This window comes from Nonomuraea sp. MG754425 (assembly GCF_021699195.1).
Taxonomy (GTDB): Bacteria; Actinomycetota; Actinomycetes; order Streptosporangiales; family Streptosporangiaceae; genus Nonomuraea.
The window spans coordinates 1-21,761 of record NZ_SSXE01000055.1; the positions used below are offsets into that span (position 1 = coordinate 1).

At 70.9% G+C, this 21,761-nt stretch carries 18 protein-coding genes and 1 pseudogene; 1 reads left to right on the forward strand and 18 read right to left on the reverse strand.

Features of this window, described 5'->3' with window-relative positions:
* The 17 genes and pseudogenes from FAF44_RS20365 to FAF44_RS56400 all read right to left on the reverse strand — a co-directional run.
* On the reverse strand, positions 1-1,657 hold a 1,657-nt coding region (locus FAF44_RS20365; RefSeq protein ID WP_237104797.1), incomplete at its 3' end, for an ATP-binding cassette domain-containing protein.
* Positions 1,658-1,940: 283 nt separating this feature from the next.
* A complete protein-coding gene (locus tag FAF44_RS20370) occupies positions 1,941-3,197 on the reverse strand; it encodes a cation:proton antiporter (protein ID WP_237104798.1) in 1,257 nt (418 codons plus the stop codon).
* Positions 3,194-3,712 (reverse strand): flavin reductase family protein, encoded by a 519-nt coding sequence (locus FAF44_RS20375; RefSeq protein ID WP_237104799.1) that lies wholly within the window; start codon positions 3,710-3,712, stop codon positions 3,194-3,196. Before FAF44_RS20375 ends, FAF44_RS20370 begins: the two co-directional genes overlap by 4 nt.
* On the reverse strand, positions 3,709-4,473 hold the full coding sequence (locus FAF44_RS20380) for a class I SAM-dependent methyltransferase (protein ID WP_237104800.1): 765 nt from the start codon (positions 4,471-4,473) through the stop codon (positions 3,709-3,711). The genes FAF44_RS20375 and FAF44_RS20380 overlap by 4 nt, the downstream gene beginning before the upstream one ends.
* Before the next feature lie 23 nt (positions 4,474-4,496).
* Positions 4,497-5,522, reverse strand: coding sequence for an HEXXH motif-containing putative peptide modification protein (locus FAF44_RS55840; RefSeq protein ID WP_237104801.1), 1,026 nt, complete (start codon positions 5,520-5,522; stop codon positions 4,497-4,499).
* A gap of 30 nt (positions 5,523-5,552) precedes the next feature.
* The gene (locus FAF44_RS20390) at positions 5,553-8,129 is read right to left on the reverse strand and encodes an insulinase family protein (protein WP_237104802.1); all 2,577 of its coding nucleotides are present in this window, start codon (positions 8,127-8,129) and stop codon (positions 5,553-5,555) included.
* Complete coding sequence (locus FAF44_RS20395) at positions 8,126-9,199, reverse strand: ThiF family adenylyltransferase (protein WP_237104803.1); 1,074 nt, start codon at positions 9,197-9,199, stop codon at positions 8,126-8,128. The genes FAF44_RS20390 and FAF44_RS20395 overlap by 4 nt, the downstream gene beginning before the upstream one ends.
* Positions 9,196-10,455, reverse strand: coding sequence for an HEXXH motif-containing putative peptide modification protein (locus tag FAF44_RS55845; protein ID WP_237104804.1), 1,260 nt, complete (start codon positions 10,453-10,455; stop codon positions 9,196-9,198). Before FAF44_RS55845 ends, FAF44_RS20395 begins: the two co-directional genes overlap by 4 nt.
* Entirely contained in the window at positions 10,452-11,660 is a 1,209-nt protein-coding gene (locus FAF44_RS20405) for an HEXXH motif-containing putative peptide modification protein (RefSeq protein ID WP_237104805.1), read from the reverse strand. Before FAF44_RS20405 ends, FAF44_RS55845 begins: the two co-directional genes overlap by 4 nt.
* 49 nt (positions 11,661-11,709) lie before the next feature.
* On the reverse strand, positions 11,710-12,990 hold the full coding sequence (locus FAF44_RS55850; protein WP_237104806.1) for a tetratricopeptide repeat protein: 1,281 nt from the start codon (positions 12,988-12,990) through the stop codon (positions 11,710-11,712).
* Entirely contained in the window at positions 12,972-14,093 is a 1,122-nt protein-coding gene (locus FAF44_RS20415; RefSeq protein ID WP_237104807.1) for a hypothetical protein, read from the reverse strand. Before FAF44_RS20415 ends, FAF44_RS55850 begins: the two co-directional genes overlap by 19 nt.
* Before the next feature lie 185 nt (positions 14,094-14,278).
* Complete coding sequence (locus FAF44_RS20420) at positions 14,279-15,829, reverse strand: NAD(P)/FAD-dependent oxidoreductase (protein WP_237104808.1); 1,551 nt, start codon at positions 15,827-15,829, stop codon at positions 14,279-14,281.
* 21 nt (positions 15,830-15,850) lie between these two features.
* Positions 15,851-17,134 carry an MFS transporter gene (locus FAF44_RS20425; protein ID WP_237104809.1) on the reverse strand — a complete coding sequence of 428 codons (1,284 nt, stop codon included), beginning with the start codon at positions 17,132-17,134 and terminating at the stop codon, positions 15,851-15,853.
* Positions 17,135-17,196: 62 nt separating this feature from the next.
* The gene (locus FAF44_RS54790) at positions 17,197-17,325 is read right to left on the reverse strand and encodes a hypothetical protein (protein WP_272894771.1); all 129 of its coding nucleotides are present in this window, start codon (positions 17,323-17,325) and stop codon (positions 17,197-17,199) included.
* Positions 17,326-17,787: 462 nt separating this feature from the next.
* Positions 17,788-18,579 carry a hypothetical protein gene (locus FAF44_RS20430; protein ID WP_237104810.1) on the reverse strand — a complete coding sequence of 264 codons (792 nt, stop codon included), beginning with the start codon at positions 18,577-18,579 and terminating at the stop codon, positions 17,788-17,790.
* Between the two features lie 37 nt (positions 18,580-18,616).
* The gene (locus FAF44_RS20435; RefSeq protein WP_237104811.1) at positions 18,617-19,270 is read right to left on the reverse strand and encodes a hypothetical protein; all 654 of its coding nucleotides are present in this window, start codon (positions 19,268-19,270) and stop codon (positions 18,617-18,619) included.
* Positions 19,271-19,273: 3 nt separating this feature from the next.
* A pseudogene (locus FAF44_RS56400) lies at positions 19,274-19,402 on the reverse strand (DUF4236 domain-containing protein); the annotation flags it as partial.
* Positions 19,403-19,518: 116 nt separating this feature from the next.
* Between FAF44_RS56400 and FAF44_RS20440 the strand changes: the two are divergent.
* Entirely contained in the window at positions 19,519-20,598 is a 1,080-nt protein-coding gene (locus tag FAF44_RS20440; protein WP_237104812.1) for a hypothetical protein, read from the forward strand.
* A gap of 134 nt (positions 20,599-20,732) precedes the next feature.
* On the opposite strand, the gene FAF44_RS20445 is transcribed toward FAF44_RS20440, so the two are convergent.
* Positions 20,733-21,728 (reverse strand): hypothetical protein, encoded by a 996-nt coding sequence (locus FAF44_RS20445; protein ID WP_237104813.1) that lies wholly within the window; start codon positions 21,726-21,728, stop codon positions 20,733-20,735.
* Positions 21,729-21,761: the final 33 nt, after the last annotated feature.

The following is a 21,761-nucleotide window of genomic DNA, read 5'->3' on the forward strand; positions in this document are numbered from 1 at the left end:
GGGCGTCGAGGGCGGCGGTGGGTTCGTCGCAGATGAGCAGGTCGGCGTCGCGGTGGAAGCCGCGGGCGACGGCGATGCGCTGCCATTGGCCGCCGGACAACTCGCAGCCGTCCTTGAAACGGCGATCCAGCAGGGTGCGGTAGCCGTGCGGGAGGCCGGTGATCACGTCGTCGGCGCCGGCGATGGCGGCGGCGGCGTGCAGGGCGGGCTCGCCCCGATCGGTGCCCATGGTGATGTTGTAGCGGGCGGTGAGCGGCCAGCGGGTGTGGTCCTGGGCGATGACGGCGGTGCGCAGGCGGACCGCGTCGGGGTGGACGCCGGCCAGATCGACGTCGTCCCAGTGGACGGTGCCGGTGCCGGGTTCGTACAGGCCGGCCAGGATCTTGGCGAGGGTGGTCTTGCCGGAGCCGTTCTCGCCGACGAGCGCGATCACCTCGCCGCGTTTGATCTCCAGGGACACCCCGCGCAGGGCCGGGGCGTCGGAGCCGGGGTAGGAGAACGTGATGTTCTCGGCGGCGATCCGGCGCGAGCCGGCCAGCGTCGCGGCGGCGGGACGGTCGCTGGTCGGGGCGTGCCGGGCGGCGCACAGGTCGAGGAACGTGGTGAAGTCGGTGAAGTACAGGCCCTCCTCGTACAGGCGGTTGGTGGCGTACATGAGGTTGGCCAGGGAAGCTTGGGCGGATTTGATGGCCAGGACGGCGGTGCCGGCGACGGCCAGGGGGATGGCGGCCACCATCAGCAGCAGGCCGAGCGCGACGTAGACGAGCCCCGCGCCGATGCCGCCGATGGCCTCTCCGACGAGCCGCGCGATCGTCTGCCGGCGGGCGAGGCCGAGGCGGACGTCCTGCTCGGCGACGGCGACCGCGTCGTACATGCGCAGCAGGAAGCCCCGCATGGTGAACGCGCGGACCTCGGCGGCGGAGTCGCGCTCGGCCAGCAGCCTGCCGATGATCCATTTGCGGCGGCGCACCGGGATCAGGGCGTACTCGGTGGTGTAGCGCATGCGGGCGGCGCGGATGGCGGCCCACGCGTCGGGCAGGACGGCCAGCAGCAGGAGCGGCAGCAGGACAGGATGCAGCACACCCAGGACCCCGGCCACGGCGATGAGCCCGATGACGGCGCTCAGCACGTCGATCGCGGACGTGACCACGGTGGAGGCGATGAACATGCCGCGCGAGGTGGCGCGTTCGAGAGCGTCGTGGAAGTCGGGGTCGTCGAAGGCGGCGAGCGGGACCGCGCTCGTCTGCTCGTAGAGCCCTTCCTCGGTCACGCGCGAGATCTGCGGCATGAGACGGGACTGCGCCCACCCCGCGCCTGCCTGCACCACGGCGCGCAGCGCGGCGGACGCGGCGACGAGGGCGAGACTCGGCAGCGCGGCCTGGACCCGGTCGAGGGTCGGCCCGGTGGTGAACAGCGCGGTGAGCACGCCGGTGGTGGCCAGCAGCCCGAAGGCGGTGAAGACGCCGCCGAGCAGGTTGAGGATGACCGCGCACAGGGTGTCGCGGGGGCTGGCCCGCCAGGCCACGTCCATGGCCTGGCGGACGAGGGAGGGCAGGCGTCTGGCGATCGTGAGGAAGCGCACTTCGGCCATCTTGTCGGCGTGGCCGTACCAGTCGGAGATCGTGATCTCGCCCATCTCCAGGGCATCATCTGCCATGACGGAGAGTATGGACGCGGCCACTGACAGTTCCTCGTGTTGGTGACCCTCAGCCGGATCTTGCCGCCCGTCACGGTCAGCGACGCCGCCACGCCCTCCGGCCCCGGGGTGTGGAAGACGAATCCCGCCGGATCGGACTCGACGAGTTCTTCGAGGCGTACACGGAAGTGTTGTCCAGGTTCAGCCGAACGCCGCAGGACGCGTCACCCGGCGCGCGGCCGGTGTTCCGCGGATTCTTCACGATGCCCGCCTCCGCAGACCCGCCGTCCTGACCCGGGCGTGCTCACCTACAGGTCGCATCGCACCGATGGGGTTGCCGGCAGGGGAAGCGCCGGGTGACGAAGGCGTAGAACGGCCCGGCGAGAGCCGTGGACAACAGCGCCATCGCCACCAGGACCAGGTAGAGCTCCGACGTGAGGATTCCGGCCTCGTGTCCCGCCTGCAGCACCACCAACTCGGTCAGCCCGCGGGTGTTCAACAAGGCGGCGGCGCGCATCGCGTCCCGGGGGGTCCGGCCACCCAGCAGCGCTCCGGCATAGGACCCGAGCGTCTTGCTGCCGACGGCGACGACGGTGACCAGTACGACCATGAGCCATGGCATCGCATGCCACGGCTCGGACAACGCGGTGAGCCCGGCCACCACGAAGAACACGGGGACCAGGAGCCGGCCGAGGTGCGAGATGAGCTGGACCGGCCGCTGCCACCGCTCACCGACGGGTAGCGCCAAGCCCACGAGGAGTGCCCCGAAGACCTCGGTGAGCCCCCACGACCGCATCGACGACGAGACGCCCATGGCGGCCACGGCCACGATCCCGGCGGTGACGTACGGGTGCCGGCCGATCCAGGTCTGACCCGGCCAGTTGCCCAGGAACCGCCGTAGCAGCAGGCAGCCCAGCACCCCACCGGCGATGAGCCCGAGGAGAACCGGCAGGCCGGTCAGCGCGCTGGCTGCCAGGCTCAACGACACGGCCAGCAACAGCCAGGCCACCACGTCGGTGGTCATGGCCGTGGCCATGGCCAGCCTGCCCAGATCCGTGCCGGTGAGCCGATGCGCGGACAGAACGCCGGCGAGGACGGGGACCGCGGTGACCGCGAAACAGGTGGCGATCATCAGCACCAACGCAGCCGCGGGCGCCTCGCCGCGCAGTGCGCCGTCCGGTCGCGCGACGAGCCACCAGCCGACGAGAAGCCCGGTCACGGCCGGCACGAGCAGCGTGCCCAGCCCGGTCCACACGACGTCCTTCCCGATCGTGTTCCCCGGCGCCCGGCCCAGATCGTGGGCGACGCCGACGATGAAGAGCACGAGCCCGACGTGCCCGATGAAGCTCAGCGCCTCGGTGACGTCCGGCGACAGCAACCCGCCGGGCCCGGCGGCATCGAGGTGCGGAAGGAGCACCGGCCCCAGGGCCAGGCCCGCCGTGATCTCGACGATGACAGCGGGCTGCCGCAGGAATCCGGCCACCACGCGGGCGACGAGGAGAACGACGCCCAGCGCGAGGAGGGCCGCCAGCAGTTGGCCGGCGAATTCGATCGCCGTCATACGTGTCCGATTCCGGCGGCGTCCCGTCGCGGGGGGCGGGACGCCGGCTCGCGGCCCCCCAGGCCGAGACCGCCGAGCACACCGTCATGGAAGACCAGGGGCTCCCCGCCGTAGATCGTGAGGTCCTGGACCTCGCCCAGGTACAGCAGGTGGTCGCCGGCCGGATGCCGATCCCACGGCCCGCACTGCAGGGTCGCCACACAGCCTTCGAGGCACGGGGCCATGAGCCCGTCACTCCACCGGACCGGCACGTTCGTCTCCGGGCCGCCGGCGAACCGCAGGGCCAGGTCCCGTTGGTCCGCGGCCAGCACGTTGACGGCGAAACCGCGCGACCGTAGCTGCTCGCCCGACTTCGCGGTCTTCGCCAGCGAGACCAGCACGAGTGGCGGGTCGAGCGAGACCGCGGTGAACGCGTTGACGGTCACGCCTCTCGGGCGGCCCAGCCGCAGATAGGTGACCACCGTGACGCCCGTCGCGAACTGGGCCAGGCACCTGCGAAGCTCACGGCTGTTCACGTGGCTCGGGCGACGAAGTACAGCCGCGGCACCCGGTCGGGATCCGGCAGCGGAGTCGCCAGATCGTTGAGACGGCAGGCCCAGGCCCGGTCGAAACCGCTCTCGACCAGGGCGGCGATGATCTCCTCCGCGGGCCACGCGGTGATCGACGCATCCTGTTCGAAGCGCTCCCACCGGGTCGTCTCGTCGAGACGCCGGCATCCGGTCACCCGCGCCACGGCCCGTCGGCCGGCGGGGTCATAGGTGATCTTCACGACGAGCAGCAAGTCCTCCATGTCCCGTACCGTCGAGAAGTTCTGCATGCGCAGCCCCGTCATGCTGTGGACGTCGAAGACGAACGTGCCGCCCGGAGCGAGGGCACGTCGCACGGCCGAGAAGCACTTGCGCAGCGCGGCGACGTCGGGCAGGTGGTTGAGGGAGTCACCGGTACAGGTGACGAGGTGCACCGGCTCCTCGACGTCGAAGTCGGTGGCGTCGGCCGCCATGAGCCGCACGGCGCCGCCGCCCGGAACCTCTGCCGTACGGCGGGCGGCGATCTCCAGCATGGGGGCGGAGGCGTCGACCCCGACGACCTGGTATCCATGCTCGGCGAAGTGCGCGGCGAGCTGACCGGTGCCACAGCACAGGTCGAGGAGGCGGCGCTCCGACGGCTCGCTGATGCTCTCGAAGTAGCCGCGGATCGTCCGGGCGAAGTCAGTCACGGGGCCCGAGAAGTGGTTGTCGTAGATGGCCGCGAACGAGTGATCGTAGAAGTGCGTCATGCCATGGCTCCAGACCGTGTGCTTCAGGAAGGGGATACGGCCGACGGGCGGGTCGCGAGTTGCCCCGCGGCGGTCTCGACGACCGCCGATCCGGCTTCGGTGAGGTGGGCGTGGTAGCGGCGCAGGGTCGTGACGGCCTGGCCCGCCTGGTCGGCGAGCGCGTCCGCGCGTTCGTGGAGCGGCCCCTGCTCCGGGACGACCGCACCGGCGCGCCGGTAGAGGGAGGCACACCGAACCAGCACGACGAGCTGCTGCAGGAGACCGGCCAGCGGCCGGTCGTCGGCTCGCAGCGGCGTCGCCACCAGGGGCGCCCTGCCTTCTGGACCGCTGGCCACGAGGGGTTCGGAGACGGCCGCGGCGTTGCAGAGGCTGTGGGTGGCCTCGTGGAGGAGCGACTCAGCGAGACGCACCTCGGCGGGGACGCCCGTGGTGCTGATCGCGCGGGAGTCACTGACGAAGGCGGCGCCGTGCGCCACGAAGTCGGTGAAGCCGACCAGGCCGTGTCCGGTCAGGTACCAGGCTTGGGCCAGCACGGCGTCGATCTCCGCGTACGCGGCGGGCCACGCCGTCGCCAGCAGTTCCATGGCGCGTTCGAGGGTCGGCTCCTCGGGCCAGGGCACGAGCCTGCTGGTCAACGTGGCCGGGTCCAGTTCGGCGGGAGCCTGGGCGAGGGCCCGCCGGACACACGCGGCGGCGTACTCGTCGTCCGGCCGCCCGATGAATCGGCGTGCGCCCGCGCCTGCCCGCCGCTCCCGGTACCTGGTGGCCTGGCCGGCGAGTCTCATGGCGGCCTCGCGCGAGCGCCGCGGATGTGCCTCGGCGCCGCGGAGGTGATGGTAGAGGTGGTAGACGCCGGGGTAGAGCGGCAGGCCGCCGTCCGCGTGCAGCGCCTGGTCGAGTGCGACGGTGACCTCGTGGTCGTCCGTGCCGAACAGGTGGAGCGCGGCGGCTCGCAGCTCGGTCGCGACGGTCGCCTCCAGGCGCTCGCGCTGCCGCGTGGCCACGTCCGTCTCCGGCTCGACGAGGGGATGTCGATCAGCGGTGCTCACAACGGATTCCCTTTCGTGCTCATGGCTGCGTCAGTTGATGCTCACGGTCCGGCCGAGATCCGGAGCCAGACAGCGTTTCGCCGCCTCCGCCAGCTCGTCCGCGCTGATCGCCAGGAGGCGATCGGCGGTCAGCGGGTCCGCGGCGAACGGCGACCAGGCGTGCTCCAGGAGCCCGGCGAGGTCCGACCGGCCAGGCGGTCCGAAAGCATGGGTCCGCGCCGCCATCACCCGTGCTGTTTCCAGGTCGTCGTCCCCTGGAGGGGCGTAGTGCCGCTCGATGATCTCGAGCAGCTCATCGGTTCTGGACGCGCCGGTGGGGTCGGCGTGGGTGGACAGGCACAACCCGCCGCGTACGCCGTCGAAGAAGGCATGAGCCCCGTAGGCGCCGCCATCCTCGCGCAGGACCTGATGGGCGATCCGGCGCCTGATGTCGGAGGCGAGCACGGCCGCCACCGCCCGGTCCAGCTCCGGCGGTACGGGCCAGGCCACGGCGTGGGCGAAGCGGTCCCGGCCGCGAGCCACCTTGACGGCTTCGGCGGCAGGCGGGTCCGGCTCCCTCTCGCCACCGACGGACAACTCGCGGCTCAACGACCTGGCTTCGGCCGGCACGTCCTTCCCGACCACGAGGACGCGCACCGGTGCGGCCGCCAACCGGGTCAGCGCCGGGTGGAAAGCGCCGGCCGCGGCCGGGCCGCGCCACGCCACCATGGCGGGCAGCCCGTTCACGGCGTCCTGCGCCGCGCCCGGCACTGACACCTTCCCGAGCGCGGCGCTCTCGGCCAGCTCGTGGGGGGCGGTGACCAGCCGCCAGGAGCCCTCGTCCAGGCATCTCCCGACGCTCCGGACCGCGCGCTCGGCGCCCTGCTCCGTGGAGAGGAGATCGGTCACGCGCTCCAGCAGGCGGCGCCATCCGCCCGGAGTCCAATCGGAGAGGACCAGGTCGAGAACCGGCTGCCCGCCGTCCATCCGTACCTGTGGACGGGCCACCACCGGGCGGGGCCCGGTATCGGCTCCTGGAGCGGCAAGGGACTGCACCAACCGGATGAGCGGCCAGAGCAGCCGGGCGTCGTCGTGGGTGACCGGCACCAGCACGTGACCGTAGACGCCGCGCGGGCCGTCCGGCAGCACTTCCAGAGAGGTGTCCAGCCGCTGCACGCGTGGCGGGACGGGTATCGCCAGCTCGGCCACGCCACGCAGGGGCAGGCACGAGGCGTCCTGGCTGGGCCGCGGCCCTTGCCACACCCGCTCGTCGGCCTGCCGGCGCTCCGGCGACGGCGGGGTGATCGGTTCCGCGCGGTGCGGCACCGGGTCGAGCACCCGGGCCTCGACGCGCATCTGGGCGAGGGGCGAGGGATCGCGCTCCCGCGAGCAACTGCCGTACCTCTCGTGCGGCGGCTCGTCGTCGTTCGCGAGCTGGAGCGGACTGAGACCGGTGGCCTGGGCCCCCGCCAGTGCCAGGCCCCAGGCGATGTCCGGCGGAAGCGTCCGGTAAGGCTCGGTGAGGCGGTGGAGCAGCGGTGGCGGCGGATCGTGGGCCGTCCTGCCGTCGCGCCAGCCGGCGAGCGCATCCTCGAGCCGTCGCCGCAGGTCGGCTGCCTCCTGCCGGGGATCCCCGGACCCGCTCGCGCGGGTTGCCGCCACCACGATGACCGACGTGTCGATCGCCACCGGGCGGCAGACCAGCCCGCGCTGCTGCGCCGGCCGCCAGGTGGCGGAGAGATGGTCGTGGATCTCGAAGGCCAGCCGCCAGGACTCCGGCCGGCCCCCGGGCAGCGTGATGTCCGCCGCCACCCACCGCTGGTCGCGCAGGTGGCCGGGCGCGTGCAGCGAGGCCGGGCGGACCCGAGCCGGCGGAGCCTCGTCAGGGGCGGCGGTCGCCCGGCGCTCCCGGTGCGCGGCGCCGAGAGCCGTCAGCGTCTGCGCCAGCTCCGGCCCGACCGCGAAGGAGAACGCGCGTCTCGGCTGGTAGCAGCGCTGATGGAAGGCGTGTCCCGAGTCCGGTGTCAGCGCTGTGAGCGCCGAGGGCACCCCCTCGTGCCGGTACTGTTCGTACCCGTCGGGATGCAGGTGGCGCGCCATCAGCCGGACGACCCACTGAGCGTCGGTCTCCGGCTTGAGCAGCATCTCGTTGAAGACGATGCCCGTCCATCCGGACCGGCTTCCCGCACCCTGCCCCGAGGGGATGTCGATGGCCCGGCAGCTCTCGCGCAGGAACTCCCGTTCCGACAGCAGCGGACGATAGACCGCGTCGAGCACCACGTCGAGGACGTCACGGAAGTCCGAGCCGCTGCCGGCGGTGAAGGTGCACGCGGTGCGCCCGCACTCAGTGAACCCGTTGAGGAAACCGGAGCGGCAGCGGAACGCGGTGGTCAGCAGGGCGCTGCTCATCGGGTACGTCGCCGATCCCGCGCCGATCCAGTGCTCCAGCACGTGCGCGACACCGCTGTCATCCTCGGCGGGGGTGTCGAAGCTGATCCCGAACGCCCGCGTCGTCCGCTCGCGTTGCCAGTGGAGATGAACGGCCCCGCTCTCATGACGCCAGAGGGAGACCGGGGCGTCCTGCCGGGAGACCTGGTTCAGCAACTGCCAGTCGCCGGAGGGGATCACGGCCGCTCCAACGACTCGCTCGGCAGCGGCAGCCCCTTGTCGCCGGTCGTCCCGCAGACGCCACAGCGGGGATGTTTCACGCACGGGTCGAAGCCGGCGGTGAAGTCACCGGCCAGTTGCCATACCCGGTTCACCGTCGCGGGCGTCAGGCCCAGCAGATGGCGCACCGCCTCCATGGCCACGACCGCAGCGGTCATGGCGCCGTGCGGGCTCAACGCCCCCGAACTGCCGCGCGGAAGGCGGAGTTGCCGGCGCAGCAACTCGCCGTACAGCGGCTGGCGCTCGATCTGGTGGCTCCAGTCGCACATCGCGCAGGCGCCGGACTCATCCAGGCGGAAGGGGCCCACGCGTGAGCCGCTCGCCAGCAGGACCGGGGTCTTCGTCCGCTGCGCCGCCGCGGTGATCCACTCCTTGATGACCCAGGGAGGCTGGTCCGCCAGGCCGAGCACGACGTCGGCCTTCTCGAGTTCGGGGACGAGGTCCTCCTGGGAGGTGACGACGAACTGGCGCGTGGTCACCTCGATACGGGGATGGAAGCGCCGCATCGCCTCGGCCGCGACGGTGACCTTGGGGCGTCCCACATCCGCCTCGGTGAAAAGGATGCTCCGGTTGAGATTCGACATCTCAACCACGTCTCCGTCGATGACGGTGAAGCGGCCGACGCCGCAGCACACGAGGTTGTAGACCACCCAGCTCGCCAGACCACCGAGCCCGACGATGACACAATGCGCCTCGCGGAGCCTGCGCAGCAGGGTGAACCGGCTCTCGCCGGCCAGCTCCATCTCCGAGAGGAAGTTCAGCAGGCGGTCGAACCGCGCCAGGTCCGGATCGGACGACGCCGGCGTGCACTCTTCCAGGAAACCCGCGCCGTGCAGACGACTCATCCACGGCACGCTCGCCACCTGGTCGGCGGCGCAGCCACCGCGCAGCTCGTGCAGGTGAGGCAGCTCCTTCTCCGTGAAGGGCGCCACGCGCAGCCGCGTGGTCCCCAGGCTCAGCAGGAGCGCGTCATCGACCCAGATCATCTGGGCCCGGCCGCGTAGCCGGAGCCGGGTGTCCGTGCCGGTCATGCGGCCGCCTCGGCGCGCATCTCCGACCACAGCCGCTCCCCGGCGGGAGTGAACCGGACGGACTGCTCCGCCTCGACCGCCCGCAGGGCCTGGGCGAGCTGACCGGCGGTCTCGGCCTGGCGGCTCGCGTGGATCTCCTCGCCGGTGACCGCATGGGCACGGCGGTGGAAGGCGGCGATTCTGGCGAACGCGAAGGCCGTCTGGAGCATCCCCGGCAGCGGGCGGGGATCGAGCCGGACGGGAGAGCTGAACGTGGCCTCGGGGTCGGCCTCGACCAGCGGATCCAGCTCTTCGATCAGCGTCAGGCGCAGATGGGCCGCCTCGTGGAGGAGATGCTCGGCGGTGTGAGGGCGTGAGGAGAACGGCCACATGGCCTCGGACAGGAAGACCGCTCCCATCAGGCACGCCTCCGTGAAGCTGGAGTGGAAGGAACTGCGGTAGGGGACGAACAGCCGCACGTACGAGGTGATCTCCACGGCGAGTTCGGGCCAGCAGCGCTCGATCAGCCGGAAGGCGGCGTCGATGTGCCCCGGCCCTTCCGGGCTCAGGTCAGCGGGCGCGAGGTCGGGAGGCGGGTAGCCGGGCACGGCCGGTTTGGTGTTCATGGAGCTCAGGTGGCGGTGGATCCAGGGATCGCCGGAATCCACCTCGATGCCCGTCCCGGCGATGAACAGGTGGTCGTGGCGGCGGGTGTGCCCGAGCGGCCCGGTGACCTGGCCAAGCAGGAAGGCGCGGGGCAGACGTACGGCTCCGTCGCGGACGACACCGTCGCCGTCCCCGGACACCCGTACGGTGTCGACGGGATGGGCCACGGCGAGATGGAAGGCGCTGCCGGGCAGCCGGATCTCGCGGGTGGGCTCGGGGAGCCGCATGCTGACGGGCTCGTCCGGATGCCGGGTCAGGTGCGGCACCAGCAGGAACCGGGCCAGGTGGTGTGACCAGGTCTGGACGAACTCCCGGTCTCCGCGGGCACAACCCTGCATGAGCTGGAGCCAGAGGTAACCGAAGAACGGATGCCCGACGATCCGCATGGCCACGTCCTCGGGAAGCGCGTAGAAGCGCTCGGACCACACGCCTGTCTCGCGTACGGTCTCGGCGTCCCCGAACGCGCCGAGGCGCCTGGTCACGCGGCCCACGGAATCCCGCAGCCGGGTGGTGTGGTGTGCGGCGGCCGGGTCGTGACCGTTGGCGACCATCGCCAGCGGGCCACCGGTCAGCTCGGCGGGCGTCACGGCGTGTTCCCTCGTGTCGCTCACATTTCCCCCTTGAGATAGTCGGACTCGGCCGCGGGAGCGACATCACCGCAGGCAGCGGATACCCGATCGCGCTCGGAGGCGATCTCGGCCACCAGGCTCCGGCCGGCGGGGGTGAGCCGCACGGACGCGGTCAGCGTGGCCAGAGCGGTGGACACCTTGTCGATCAGGGCACGTGCCTGCGCGGCCCCCTGTGTCGCCTCGGGGGTCTCACGCGTGACGTGCAACAGCGCCGAGGCGGCCCGGGTGAAGACGAAGGCGCCGTGCAGCAGGCCGGTGACGGGGCGCGGCCCGGTGCGGAAGGGGCTGTTGACCCGCTCGTCCCAGGCGTGCTCGTGGAGGGGGACGAGCACCCCGAACGCGTTCAGCCGTAGGTGTCCCGCCTCGTGGGCCATCCGCTCGATCAGGAAGAGCGGGTCGGCGAAGTCGCCGCGCAGGAACACCGCACCCTGCCACGCGGTGTTGGAGAACGCCGCGGTCTGCCGGCTGGCGATCGGCGTCACCAGACTGACCGTGGCCACCATCTCCTCGTGCAGCTCCGGCCATGCCGCCCGAAGCGACGCCAGCGCGTTGCCGAACCGGTCGCGGGCATCGGCCGTGACCGGGATCGGACGGACGGACTCGATGGAGAAACTGCCCGGGTCCTGCGCCAGCTCGGCCAGCATCGGAGCGAGCAGTTCGGCCCGCCCGCCGAAGACGACGTCCTCGGGGCCGGAACCGGATGAGGGCACGATGCCCCCGGCGCCGTGGGCGCGCCAGCCGAGCAGTCCGTCGCCCGCGTGGTGGAACTGCACCGGCGTGCCGTCCGGGGTGGAATCGAGGAGCAGCGGTTCGCCCAGCGAGCCGAAGCACACGGTGCCACGAGGGCCGGCGGTCAGCGTGATCGGCTCTTCCAGCAGCGCCGCCGCGGGGATCAGTACGCTGCCCAGCAAGCGCTCCAGCGAGCGCGCCGCCGCCTGGAAGTCGCCGGCGCGCAGCGCGGTCACCAGTCCCGTGAAGGCCGCGTGGAAGACGGGTTCGCGGCCCAGCGCCTGACGCCCGGCCGTCGGTAGCTCCGGGATCCGTTCCAGGAGCGCCGCCGCACCGGTCGCGTGCGGGAGCCGGTGACGGCGGAGAAGGTCGGCGAGCCGGCGCAACTGCGTCAGCCGCAGGCGCACGATCTCGTCCATCACGCGCCGGTGCTGACCGGCGTCCGGGGCGAACCCCATGACCTCTCGGAAGGACTCGCCGAGGAGGGGAACGGCAGGTGGGGAGGTTTCAGTCGGCAAGGGCTCGTCTTCCCTTCAGCGGTTCGACCAGAGTCTGGATCTGGCGGTCGGCCCAGGGGCGAAGTCGCTGCAACGGACCGTCCGAGAGCGCGTCGCGCAGCAGGACGAGTGGGGTGACGGCGGCGGGATCGGCGGCGATGGCCTCACCGAGGGCGGCCAGGGCCCGCTCCTGGTCGCCGAGCCGGAGAGAACAGCGGGCGGCCTGGGTGTGCGCGTAGGAGGTGTAGGGCAGGCCGAGGGCGGCGGCGTCCTGGTAGCTCTCCCGAGCCTCGGCGGTCCGTTCGCGACGGAGCAGGTAGTCCGCCAGCCGGACGTGAACCTTGGGATCCTCGGGGTCGAGCTGTACCAGTGCCCGGTAGTAGTGCTCCGCCTCGTCGAATTCGCCGGCGGCCGTGGCGGCTCGCCCGCGGGTCTCCAGCAGCGGGTGCCGGTTCTCCCGGGCGAGCAGGACCTCGTCCGGCCCCGCCTGCTCGACGGCGGCGAGGGAGCTGTCCTCCGCCTCGTCGAGCATCCGCCGCACGGACGGGTGGTCGCCTCCGAAGAAGGGCAGGAAGCTGACCCCGCGCCAGTAGTAGCTGAGCAGTACGGGTCGGACCTCGCCGGGTGCCGCGGCGACCAGGCCATCGGCGACGTCCTTCCAGCGGTCCATCTCCGTCATGGAGCGATCCGACTTCGCGTGATCGACGATGAGGTTGACCGCGGCCGTGAGCCTGGTGGCCACCGGCAGCGCCTGGGAGGTGGCGACGGCGGTGAAGGTCTTGCGGGCCGCGGCGTGGGTGGCAGGCGTCGGTCCCGACAGCTTGAAGTCGGCGTTGCACCGCAGGATCGCGAGCCTGGCGTCGTGCGGGGAACGCTCGGGCGTGAGGTCCGGGGGGACGAGCCTGCCCACGGCGGCCCAGAAGCCGAGCTTGCTGAGCGTCGCCGCGACCGCGATACGTTCGCCGGTCGGCGACGCCGGCCACCTGTCCAGCATGGCGCACAGGTGCTCCCACCGCGGGCTGCGCTCGTCCGGCGGAACCTCGCGGGGATCGCCGCACGCCACCTTCCCCCAGCCGGCGGCCGCGAGGGAGGCGCGCAGCGTGCTCGGCGTGTTGATCTGGTAGGTCGGCGCCTGCTCGCCGGCGACGAGGCGCCGGCCGAGGTCGGCGACCGAGCGGGCGTGCAGCGGGCCCGCGTCCGAGGTCAGGTCGAGGTAGGCGCGCAACAGGTGGAGATCGCGGGAGTGCCACCGCGACCGCGTGACGGGGGCTCTCAGGAATTCGGCACGCACAGCTCGCCCTCCTCCGAACGTCCCATGCGCAGGTCGCGGGCGCTTCGCCCGGCCCACTCGGCCAGCCGCCCGTCACTCCGATGGCGGGCGAGCCGTTCCAGTCGCAACAGCGGCGTCACGGCCGCCGGGTCCCCGCGGTGGGCGCACATCAGCGCGTGTTCGGCGTCGGCGGGCTCCATCACCCCGGCGGCCTTGCACCATGCCAGCGAACGGTAGGGCGAGCCCAGAGCCGCTGCCGTGAGATAGCAGGCGAGGGCCGCACGGGGTTCGCCGCGACGGACGTGGACGTCGCCGAGCTGCACGTGAACCTTGCCGTCCAGCGGGTCGTGGTCGCGTAGCTCGGTCGCGAAGGCCAGCGCGCCGTCCGCGTCACCGGCCCACAACGCCGCCTTGGTGCGGGTCTCCAGCAGCGGGTGGAGGTTCTGATCGCGGATCCATCGCTGCTCCGGGGTGTCTCCGGGGAGCCGCCGCGCCAGGCTCTCCGCCAGATCCAGCTCCTCCTGGGTACGCCGGCGATCTTCGGCGAGGAACGGCTGGAAGCTGACCGCACGCCAGTACGTGCTGAGGTGGACGAGATCCAGCCAGTCGTCGTCCGGGCTCAGGTGCCTGGTCAGCTCATGCGCGGCGTTCCGGTACCGGTCGACCGCCGCCGGGTCGCGCAGCCGGCTCTGGGCATGGAGCACGACAAGCGTGGTCGCGGCGCCCAGCCGGGCGGTCGCGGGCAGGTCCGCGCAGGCGAGGATGTCCCGCAGAGCCTCGACGCTGGCCCCGGACGAAGCGGCGGTCCGCTCCGTGACGGAACGTGCGTGCGCGATCCGCGCCCGTACCAGGAGAGTCCGGGGATTCTTCGGCACCTCCTCCGCCGGGCCGGGGGAGAGGGTCGCCAGGTGGCGGTAGAGGCCGACGCCGGCCAGCAGCCCGGTCAGCCGCACCCGATCCGGCACGCTCAGGTCGTCGAATCGCGCGCCGAGCCGGCACATGCGGCTCCACGCCTCGGTCCGCAGCGATTCGGGTAGCTCCGCGGGGTCGGTCAGCGCGTACTCGGCCAGCAGCGGCGACTCGACCAGACGATCACGGAAGGCGGGGCCCGGGCGGATCTGCACGGGAAGCTGGGCGTCCTCAGGGAGGTCGAGATTCCGGAGAGCCAGCGCTGCCGCGGTCGACCTGGTCGGTAGCGCCTCATCGAAACCACCGAGGTCGAAGAGGGGCCGCCATAACCGGAACTCGATGGGACGTGCGGGCCGAGCACCCGCGAACGGCTCGGGTATCCGTAGGAAGGTCTCCATGGTCAGGCCGCCCCGCTGTTCAGGCCGGCGTCCTCGACCACCAGGCGGCTGCTGTGCAGCACCGACACCAGACGCCGCAGGCGGGGGTCACGGTTCCAGCTCCCCCGCACGACGGGTCCGGCGGCCAACTGGCGGATGAAGGCCGCGGCTGACTCCTGCACGGGCACGGTGACGGCCGGGCGACGGTTGCGCCGATCGCGAACGGCCAGAGCGGGGACGACACGGTCGCCCCTCCGCGTGAAGGTCTCCAGCACCTCGACCCCCGAGGCCAGCGCGATGCGTGCCTGGGTCACCTCGACATGGGGATCGGGCGCGGTCGCGAACTCCTCCAGCAGCGGTACGAGAGTCTCGGGGATGTCCAGGGTTCCGGCGTGATGGCCCGTCAGGAAGAGCGGCACGCTGATCGGTCCGAGCTGGGCGGCCATGGTGTCGGCCGCGGAGGCGGACAGGGCGCTGAGATCGCGGGAGGCCCAGAAGCGACTGCCGCGGCCGTTGATGCCGTAGAGCAGGTGAACCATCGTCTGCACCCGCTGGTAGTGCGTGCGCATCGTCGCGTCGTACCAGTCGGCCAGGGCCTGCTCCTCCACGCCGTCGGCAAGGTGGCTGACGACGGCGGCCGCCGCCGTGACGGCGCCGAGCAACGCGCCGTGGACTCCGGTGGAGAACAGCGGATCGACGAAGAGAGCGGTGTCACCGATGAGGAGGCGACCGTCACGCCACATGGGTCCGGCGGCGATGTGGTTGGTGTAGCGCAACAGGTGGGTGCGTTCCGCGGGGGCGGCGCCCACGAGCAGGTCCCGGACGAGGCTGCTCGTGGCGATCTGCTCGGTGAGCATCGCGTCGGGCCGGGCGTTCAGATCCTCCTCGTCACCGACGAAGCCGACACTGGTGGTCGTCTCGTCCAGGGGGATGAACCACAGCCAGCCGTCGCGGGCGGCCTCGGTGATGATGTTCGTCGCCTGATCGTCGGTCAGCCGCGTGGCTCCGGTGTAGTAGCCGGAGAGCGCGACCCGGCGTGGCCCGCTGACGTCCACGGGCAGCCCGAGCTTCTTCGGGAGGAACTGGAACAGGCCGCTGGCGTCCACCGTCAGCCGCGCCCGGTGCCGGATCATGCCGTGCTCGCCGTCGCTGACGACGGCGGTGATGCGTCCGTTCTCCCCGGTCTCGACGGACTTCACCCACTGGCGCGTGTGAACCCGCGCGCCGCAGGTGTGCGCGTGGTCGAGCAGGAGCAGATCGAAATGGGCCCGCCGCACCTGGTAAGCACGATGAGGTCGGGGCATGGCGAGGTCCACGCGCTGTTGCCGTTCCCCCCACACGAACACCGCACCGGTCTTGGGCAGGAAATCCGCCTCGTCGAGATCGGCCACCAGTCCCAGGGTCTCCAGGAGCGGCATGCTCATCGCGAGCAGGGATTCGCCGATGTGGTGACGCGGGAACTCCTTCCCCTCCAACACGTCTACGGTCAGTCCTGCCCGCGACGCCATGGTCGCGAAGGCGGATCCCGCAGGGCCGCCGCCGATGACGACGACGTCGGCCTCCTTAGTGATCATGATCGAACTCCTAGCGGTCGGTTACTTGACGCGGGCCAGGGGGGCACAGAGGAGGAGGCGGACACCTCCGGCGACCACGACGGCGCCGATGGCGGCCAGGGCGACCGGCGCGGAGGTGACGCCCGCGAGCGAGACGAACACGAGCGGGCCGAACGGGGCGAGCCACGTCACCATCGAGATGAGCGCGGCGAAAACCCTGCCGCGCATCTGGGGTTCGACCTCGAGCTGCACATAAGAGGACATGGCCACCTGCGCCGCGCCCGCGGGTATCCCGGCGACGGCCATGAAGAGGAGCGCCGGCCAGCCGCCGCCCGCCCACGCGACGAGGGCCAGCGCACCGCCCTGGATCAGGAAGTTGTACCGCAGGACGGCACCGCGCCGGTCCGCCAGCGAGGTCCGGTTCAGCAGGAACATGCCCAGGACGCGGCCGACGGCCAGGGCGCCCAGCATGAAGCCGTACTGTTCGCTGCCCTGCTCGCCGGTCGCCGACAGCAGGAGAGGCAGGACGAACGGCACGGAGCCCGTGGCGAAATCCATCACCGGAAAGGTGCGGAAGCACGGGCCGAGCACGGGATGCCGCATCAGGAACCGCAGGCCCTCACCAGCGGCGCGCAACTTGCTGGGCCGCGGACCGGCAGAGTCGGCAACCGGCTCCGGCGCAGGCATGCGACGCCCGGCACAGAGGATCATCACGGCGCAGAACGCGAAGGTCGCGGCGTCCACGAGCATCAGCGTGCCCGGCTCGACCCAGCTCAGCAGCACACCCGCGAGCGCCGGCCCGGCGATGCCGCAGACGCTGAGAGCACCGAGCACCCAGGCGTCCATCGCGATGAGACCGCGCTTGTCGCCGATGATGCGGGGCAAGGTCGCCTGCAGCGCCGGCGTCGCGACCACGCTCACGAAGGTGAGGAGAACGGCCAGGCAGATCGTCACGGCCAGGGAGGACCGGTCGATGAGCAACAGCAGCCCGAGCAGCGCCACCAGCAGGCAGCGGACGACGTCCGTGGAGATGAGCAGGCGGATACGGTCGTAGCGATCGACGAACACACCCGCGAACATGCCGACAACGGCTGTGGGCAGTGCCAGGGCCACACCCAGCGACGCAAGCCCGAACACCCCGTGTTCCGCCATGTTCAGGGTGAGCGCCACCCGGAAAAAATGGTCACCCAGGACCGAGACGGTGAAGCCGATCCAGATGAAGGAGAACGCAGGAGTGCGCAGCGGGTGACGGTATTCCTGTTGTTCCTGCTCGTCAATTGCCATTTCTCTCGATTCGCGCGGAGTGGCGTTGCCGAACGGCAGCACCCCGGAGGCACGTCGAGACATGCCTCCGGAGCACTGGAAAATCTGGCGTCAGATGCCGGAGATTACTGCGCCTGGTAGTTGTACTCGGCGGCCAGCAGGACGCCGAACTCCTCCAGCAGTTCGCTCTCGGAGGCGTTCAGGGAGAACTCGGTCTCCGCGACGGGCGCATTGGCCTTCTCGGTAGCGCTCATGGGCATACCACATCCCTTCCGAACTGATTTCGCTCCTGTTTCCGGGGAGAACATTCCGATTCGGCGCCGTTAGTACGTCTTCCCCAAGCGGTAATGTACGCAGTTGCGGTATGGAGGTGGTATGTAGCCGTGCCCATCGCGCGCTTCCCACGAAAAACCGGCCGCCGAGGTCCAGGGTCTCCAATCGGTCCTGACCCGATGTCAACGTCTCCAACCTCGGCTTTTGTGCGCTCGGCAGGACGGAGGCGCTCCTCCTTGGTACTGGGCGGCACCCGCGAAATTCCCGCCGACCGCGTCGCGGCAGGGCGGCCCCACCGCTCGCCTCCCGAAAGGCCGCCGGCGCCGCCCGTGTCAAGCTCCGCGCACCGGGCGAATGCGCCACCGCTCAGTCGATGACCCGCACAAACGCCGCTGCCGACCGGCGGCGGGCGCGCGTCCGCGGCACTTCCTTCCGGACGCCGGCTACGAACCTATGGTCGTCGTCTCAACGATCTTGACAGTCCGCACCTCGGGCCTTTCTAGCCACTCGGCGAGCGATTCTCCTGAGTATCCATAGGTGAGCAGCCCGTAGATTTCGCCTTGTCGCGCGGCCTGGCGCAGCACATCGAGGTCGAGGCCGAGGGATCTCAGATTCAGCGCGTCGGTCCAGTCCAGTTCGGCTGCCCAGCGCCGGAAGAGTTCGATCGGTGACGTGCTCTCGCACTCTCGTTCATAAATCGCGCACGCTCTCCAGTAGACGGGCTTTCCAGCGGCTCCTGGCGATTCGGAGACGAATAGGTAAAGCGCGTCCGATCGGATGTCCCGCACTTCCAGCGCGGTGCTGAGCTCGTCCTCCTTCAGGGGGGCGGCCAGTTCCACTATGGCGGTGGCAAAAGCATTGTCGGGTAGTGCGGAAATCTCTTCGCGTGCTCGGGCTTTCGCCGGCTCGGCCGGCCCTCTGCCGCCCCCGAACGAGCGGAGCAGTGGGCTCATCTTTGTTTCGGGCAGGTCAGGGGCCGAAACGAGGCCCAGTACGTTCGTCGAAACAGTGCCGTCTGCTCGACGGCCCTCGGAGCGCGGGTGCAGTTCGAAAGCGCCTACTTGTGCGCTCGTCGACAAGGGGTCCGTGCGCACGGTTGAGTCCACCAGGACATGATATTCCGGATGCGCCACCTGAAAGGCTCCGCCATAAACCTCGCGCACGCGTCCGGAGCGCTCGCCCAGGAAATGGACGCCTTCCAGCGCGCAGATCAGGATGAGCGCCGGCACGATCACGTACGTGATTTTCGGTAAATTCGGAATGACTTCTCCCTCAAGGGGTGATCACAGGTGGGCGGGCGGCGATGGACTGGTGGAGTGCGTTCGCCACGGCGTGGACGAGCGGGGCCTGAGAGGCGTCCCAGACGAGGTTGAGACCGCTGTGGCTGCGGAGGACGAGTCTGCCGTACAGCAGGATGGGCAGGCGGGCGTTGTTCTTGAAACGGCGGTCGGGGCCGCCCTTGACGTTGACGTAGCGCCAGGTGGAGTCCACGACCGTGCCGTCGTGGGGCACCGGGCCCGTTTCGATGAAGCGGGCGTGTTCCACGCCGGCCTGGAGGTGCTGGTAGGTGAGGTCGGCGACGTGGCGGCCGTCCCGGAACAGGACCCGGTCGGGGAGGAAGTGCACCGACAGGCTGCCCGCGGTCAGGGTCGGGACGGCGACGTTGGTGACCAGGATCCGCGGTCCCGTCAACCGGGCCGAGGCGTTCATCCGGTGCAGCAGGTTGGCGGCGCCGGCGTTCACCTTGAACTGGTAGGTGCTGGTGATCGCCCCGGACGCGGTGATCAGCCAGAACCCGTGGGCTCGCCGGAGGTCGGTGATCGAGCTGACCAGGTGATCGAAGCGCCGGGCGGCGTCGTCGGTCACGTCGTACATGACGACCACCGCGCGAGCCGCCCGATCACGCAACGCCACGCAGAGTCCCATGCGCACGACGTTGCCGCGGGGGCCCATCCGCGCCCGAAGGCCCGGGATTCCGGTCGAGACTCCCATCCCGGCCTGGCTGAGGGTGAAACGGAACGGTCCAACTCTGAGGCGGGTGCGCACATGGAAACCCACGATGAGGAATCCGTCCGGCCCGGGCGCCCGTTACCGGGCTCCGCGGGCGCCATCGCGGCAAGCACGGAGGGTGACGTCTCGATTACGCCTGCCAGATGTGGGGAAGGCACCGGGGTATGGCGTTCACCGGCCCGGCCGTCGGCAAGCGGTACAAGATCAAGCATGTGAAGAGCGGGAGGTACCTGGCGCACGCTCAGCTCATCGACGGGCAAGCCGATGAGTACGTCTTCTACCCGACGAGCGCCGACCCCGACTACCACATGGTGCTCATCTGGAGCAGGGCGCAACTCGAATGCCTGAAGTCCGTCGAGGGGGAGTCCCTGCTCATCTCGCTCGCCCCCGTCAAGCCGGAGCACAAGGACGACTTCACCGTGACGGACGAGAAGGAGGCGACCTTCGAGCTGGAAGCCGTGGGTGAGCACTTCCTGTTCCGCCATCCCGACACCGACACCTACCTGCACTCCCAGGTCATGAACGCCAACGCCACCCTGCTCCGCGCCGGCAGCCGCGAACAGGCCTCCGACGACGTGTTCGCCCTGGAGGAGACCGGGACCTACGACGCCGTCGTCGAGGCGTGGGAGGAGGCCAAGTCCGTCACGGGCGCGATTCCGTCACCGCCGAAGCTGACGTCGCTGGACAAGCCCGCCGACGACTACCCCGCCAGTCCCGAAAAGGGCCCCCTCACCGGCAAGACGGTCGTCCCCTGGTTCCTTGTCGAACGCGACGGCACCCACGACTCCCACTGGCAGTCGTTCAACACCCCCTACTACATCATCGACCGGCATTCGCGCTGGCACCTGGAGAAGTTCCAGGTGTATGCCAACAACACCACCGAGTCGCGCGAGTGGAGCACCACCGTCGGCGTGACCAAGAGCGAGAGCACGGAGATCGACAAGACGCTCAACATGAGCGTCACCGCCGAGGCCGGCTTCGCCTTCGAAGGCGTCAGCGCGGGCGTCAGCACCACCGTGTCGCGGGGGCTCGACGTCCGATGCGTCAAGTCGACCGAGACGAGCTGGACCGGCACCTACCAGGAGTCCAAGCAGATCGCGCCCACCGGCGGCGACGAGGCGATCGGCACTTGGCTCCGCCACGACCGGTACCGCATCTACCGGGCCGACGGGCAACACCTCCTGATGCCGTTCGAGGTCGTCGACCCCACCCCGCACCAGGACAGCTACACCGACAAGACGTAGCGCGACCGTTGCCGGCCGTGCGGAGTTCCGCGCGTGGATGGCAGGGGAGCCGACCGGGCCCGATCCGGAGAAGACGGCGCTGTCGCGGCTTTACGTCCTCGGTCCGGTGGTCCACCGACAGGTACGGACGCGCCCTACGCGTCGGTGAGGACGGTGCCGATCTCCGCCATCCGCTCGGCCGCGTAACCGGGGTCGATCAACGCCTCGGGAGTGTGCAGGCCGGGCGGCACGGGGGCGCCGCGCAGGCCGAGCAGCCGCTCGACGCCGAGGGCGATGCCGAGCGCCGTCAGGGGGCGCTGCCCCTCCGGGTGGAGCAGGTAGCGGCTCGTCCTCCGGGGTGCGCCCGCGCGGTCCACGCCTTCGAGGACGATCCTGACCTCCGTGGACGCGGGCCCGCCGCGCCGTCTGCCCGCCGATTCACCGATCGCGAACGCGAAGCGGACGTTGGGCGCGCCCGTCGCGAGGGCCAGGCTCGGCACGTCGAGGATGGGGACGATCTGGCCCGGCAGCACGGCGCCGTCGACGGCGGTGACCTCCACCTCCGCGTCGGGGCCGCTGACCCAGTGGAAGACGCCGTCGCGCCGGACGTGCCCCGCCGAGGAGGCGGCCAGCAGGCGTTCCATGTCCACCATGGCCGCGGGCCCGCCGCTGTCCTGGTCGTCCAGCACGCCGCTGACCTCGATGGTGTCGAGCCGGTCGAACTCCCCGGCCAGGCCGAGCACCGCGAGGACGACGAGCCCCGCGTACCAGTGGCTGGCCAGCAGGATCGGCGTCGCGCCGGCTCGCAGGCCGGCGGCGACGACCTCGGGCCCGATGTCGACCAGGCCGCTGGAGATGCTGACGTAGGGCAGGCCGCGGTCCTGCGCGTAACGCAGTCCGTTCAGGTGGCTGTCCCACACCGTCGCCACGACCGCCGAGTAGCCGCCGGTCTCCTGGAGGCCGAGGTCGCCGCGCCGCAGATCGATGGTCGCGGCTGTCGCGCCGCCGAGTTCGTCGGCGACCCGCCGGGCGCGGCCGAGATCGCGGCCCGCGATCGTCAGCGGCAGCTCCGGGTACCACCGGCGCAGGAGGGTCGCGGTCCCCGCGCCCGCCTGGCCGGATCCGCCCATGATCAGTACGGAGTGCTCCATGGTGCTGTCCTCTCGCTAACCTACATTCTGTAA

Coding starts and splice junctions, on each gene's coding strand:
- FAF44_RS20420 (WP_237104808.1), bottom strand. CDS start 15,829: ATGATCACTAAGGAGGCCGACGTCGTCGTCATCGGCGGCGGCCCTGCG.
- FAF44_RS20445 (WP_237104813.1), bottom strand. CDS start 21,728: ATGGAGCACTCCGTACTGATCATGGGCGGATCCGGCCAGGCGGGCGCG.
- FAF44_RS20395 (WP_237104803.1), bottom strand. CDS start 9,199: ATGACCGGCACGGACACCCGGCTCCGGCTACGCGGCCGGGCCCAGATG.
- FAF44_RS20440 (WP_237104812.1), top strand. CDS start 19,519: ATGGCGTTCACCGGCCCGGCCGTCGGCAAGCGGTACAAGATCAAGCAT.
- FAF44_RS54790 (WP_272894771.1), bottom strand. CDS start 17,325: ATGAGCGCTACCGAGAAGGCCAATGCGCCCGTCGCGGAGACCGAGTTC.
- FAF44_RS20380 (WP_237104800.1), bottom strand. CDS start 4,473: ATGACGCACTTCTACGATCACTCGTTCGCGGCCATCTACGACAACCAC.
- FAF44_RS20435 (WP_237104811.1), bottom strand. CDS start 19,270: ATGGGACTCTGCGTGGCGTTGCGTGATCGGGCGGCTCGCGCGGTGGTC.
- FAF44_RS20405 (WP_237104805.1), bottom strand. CDS start 11,660: ATGGGGTTCGCCCCGGACGCCGGTCAGCACCGGCGCGTGATGGACGAG.
- FAF44_RS20370 (WP_237104798.1), bottom strand. CDS start 3,197: ATGACGGCGATCGAATTCGCCGGCCAACTGCTGGCGGCCCTCCTCGCG.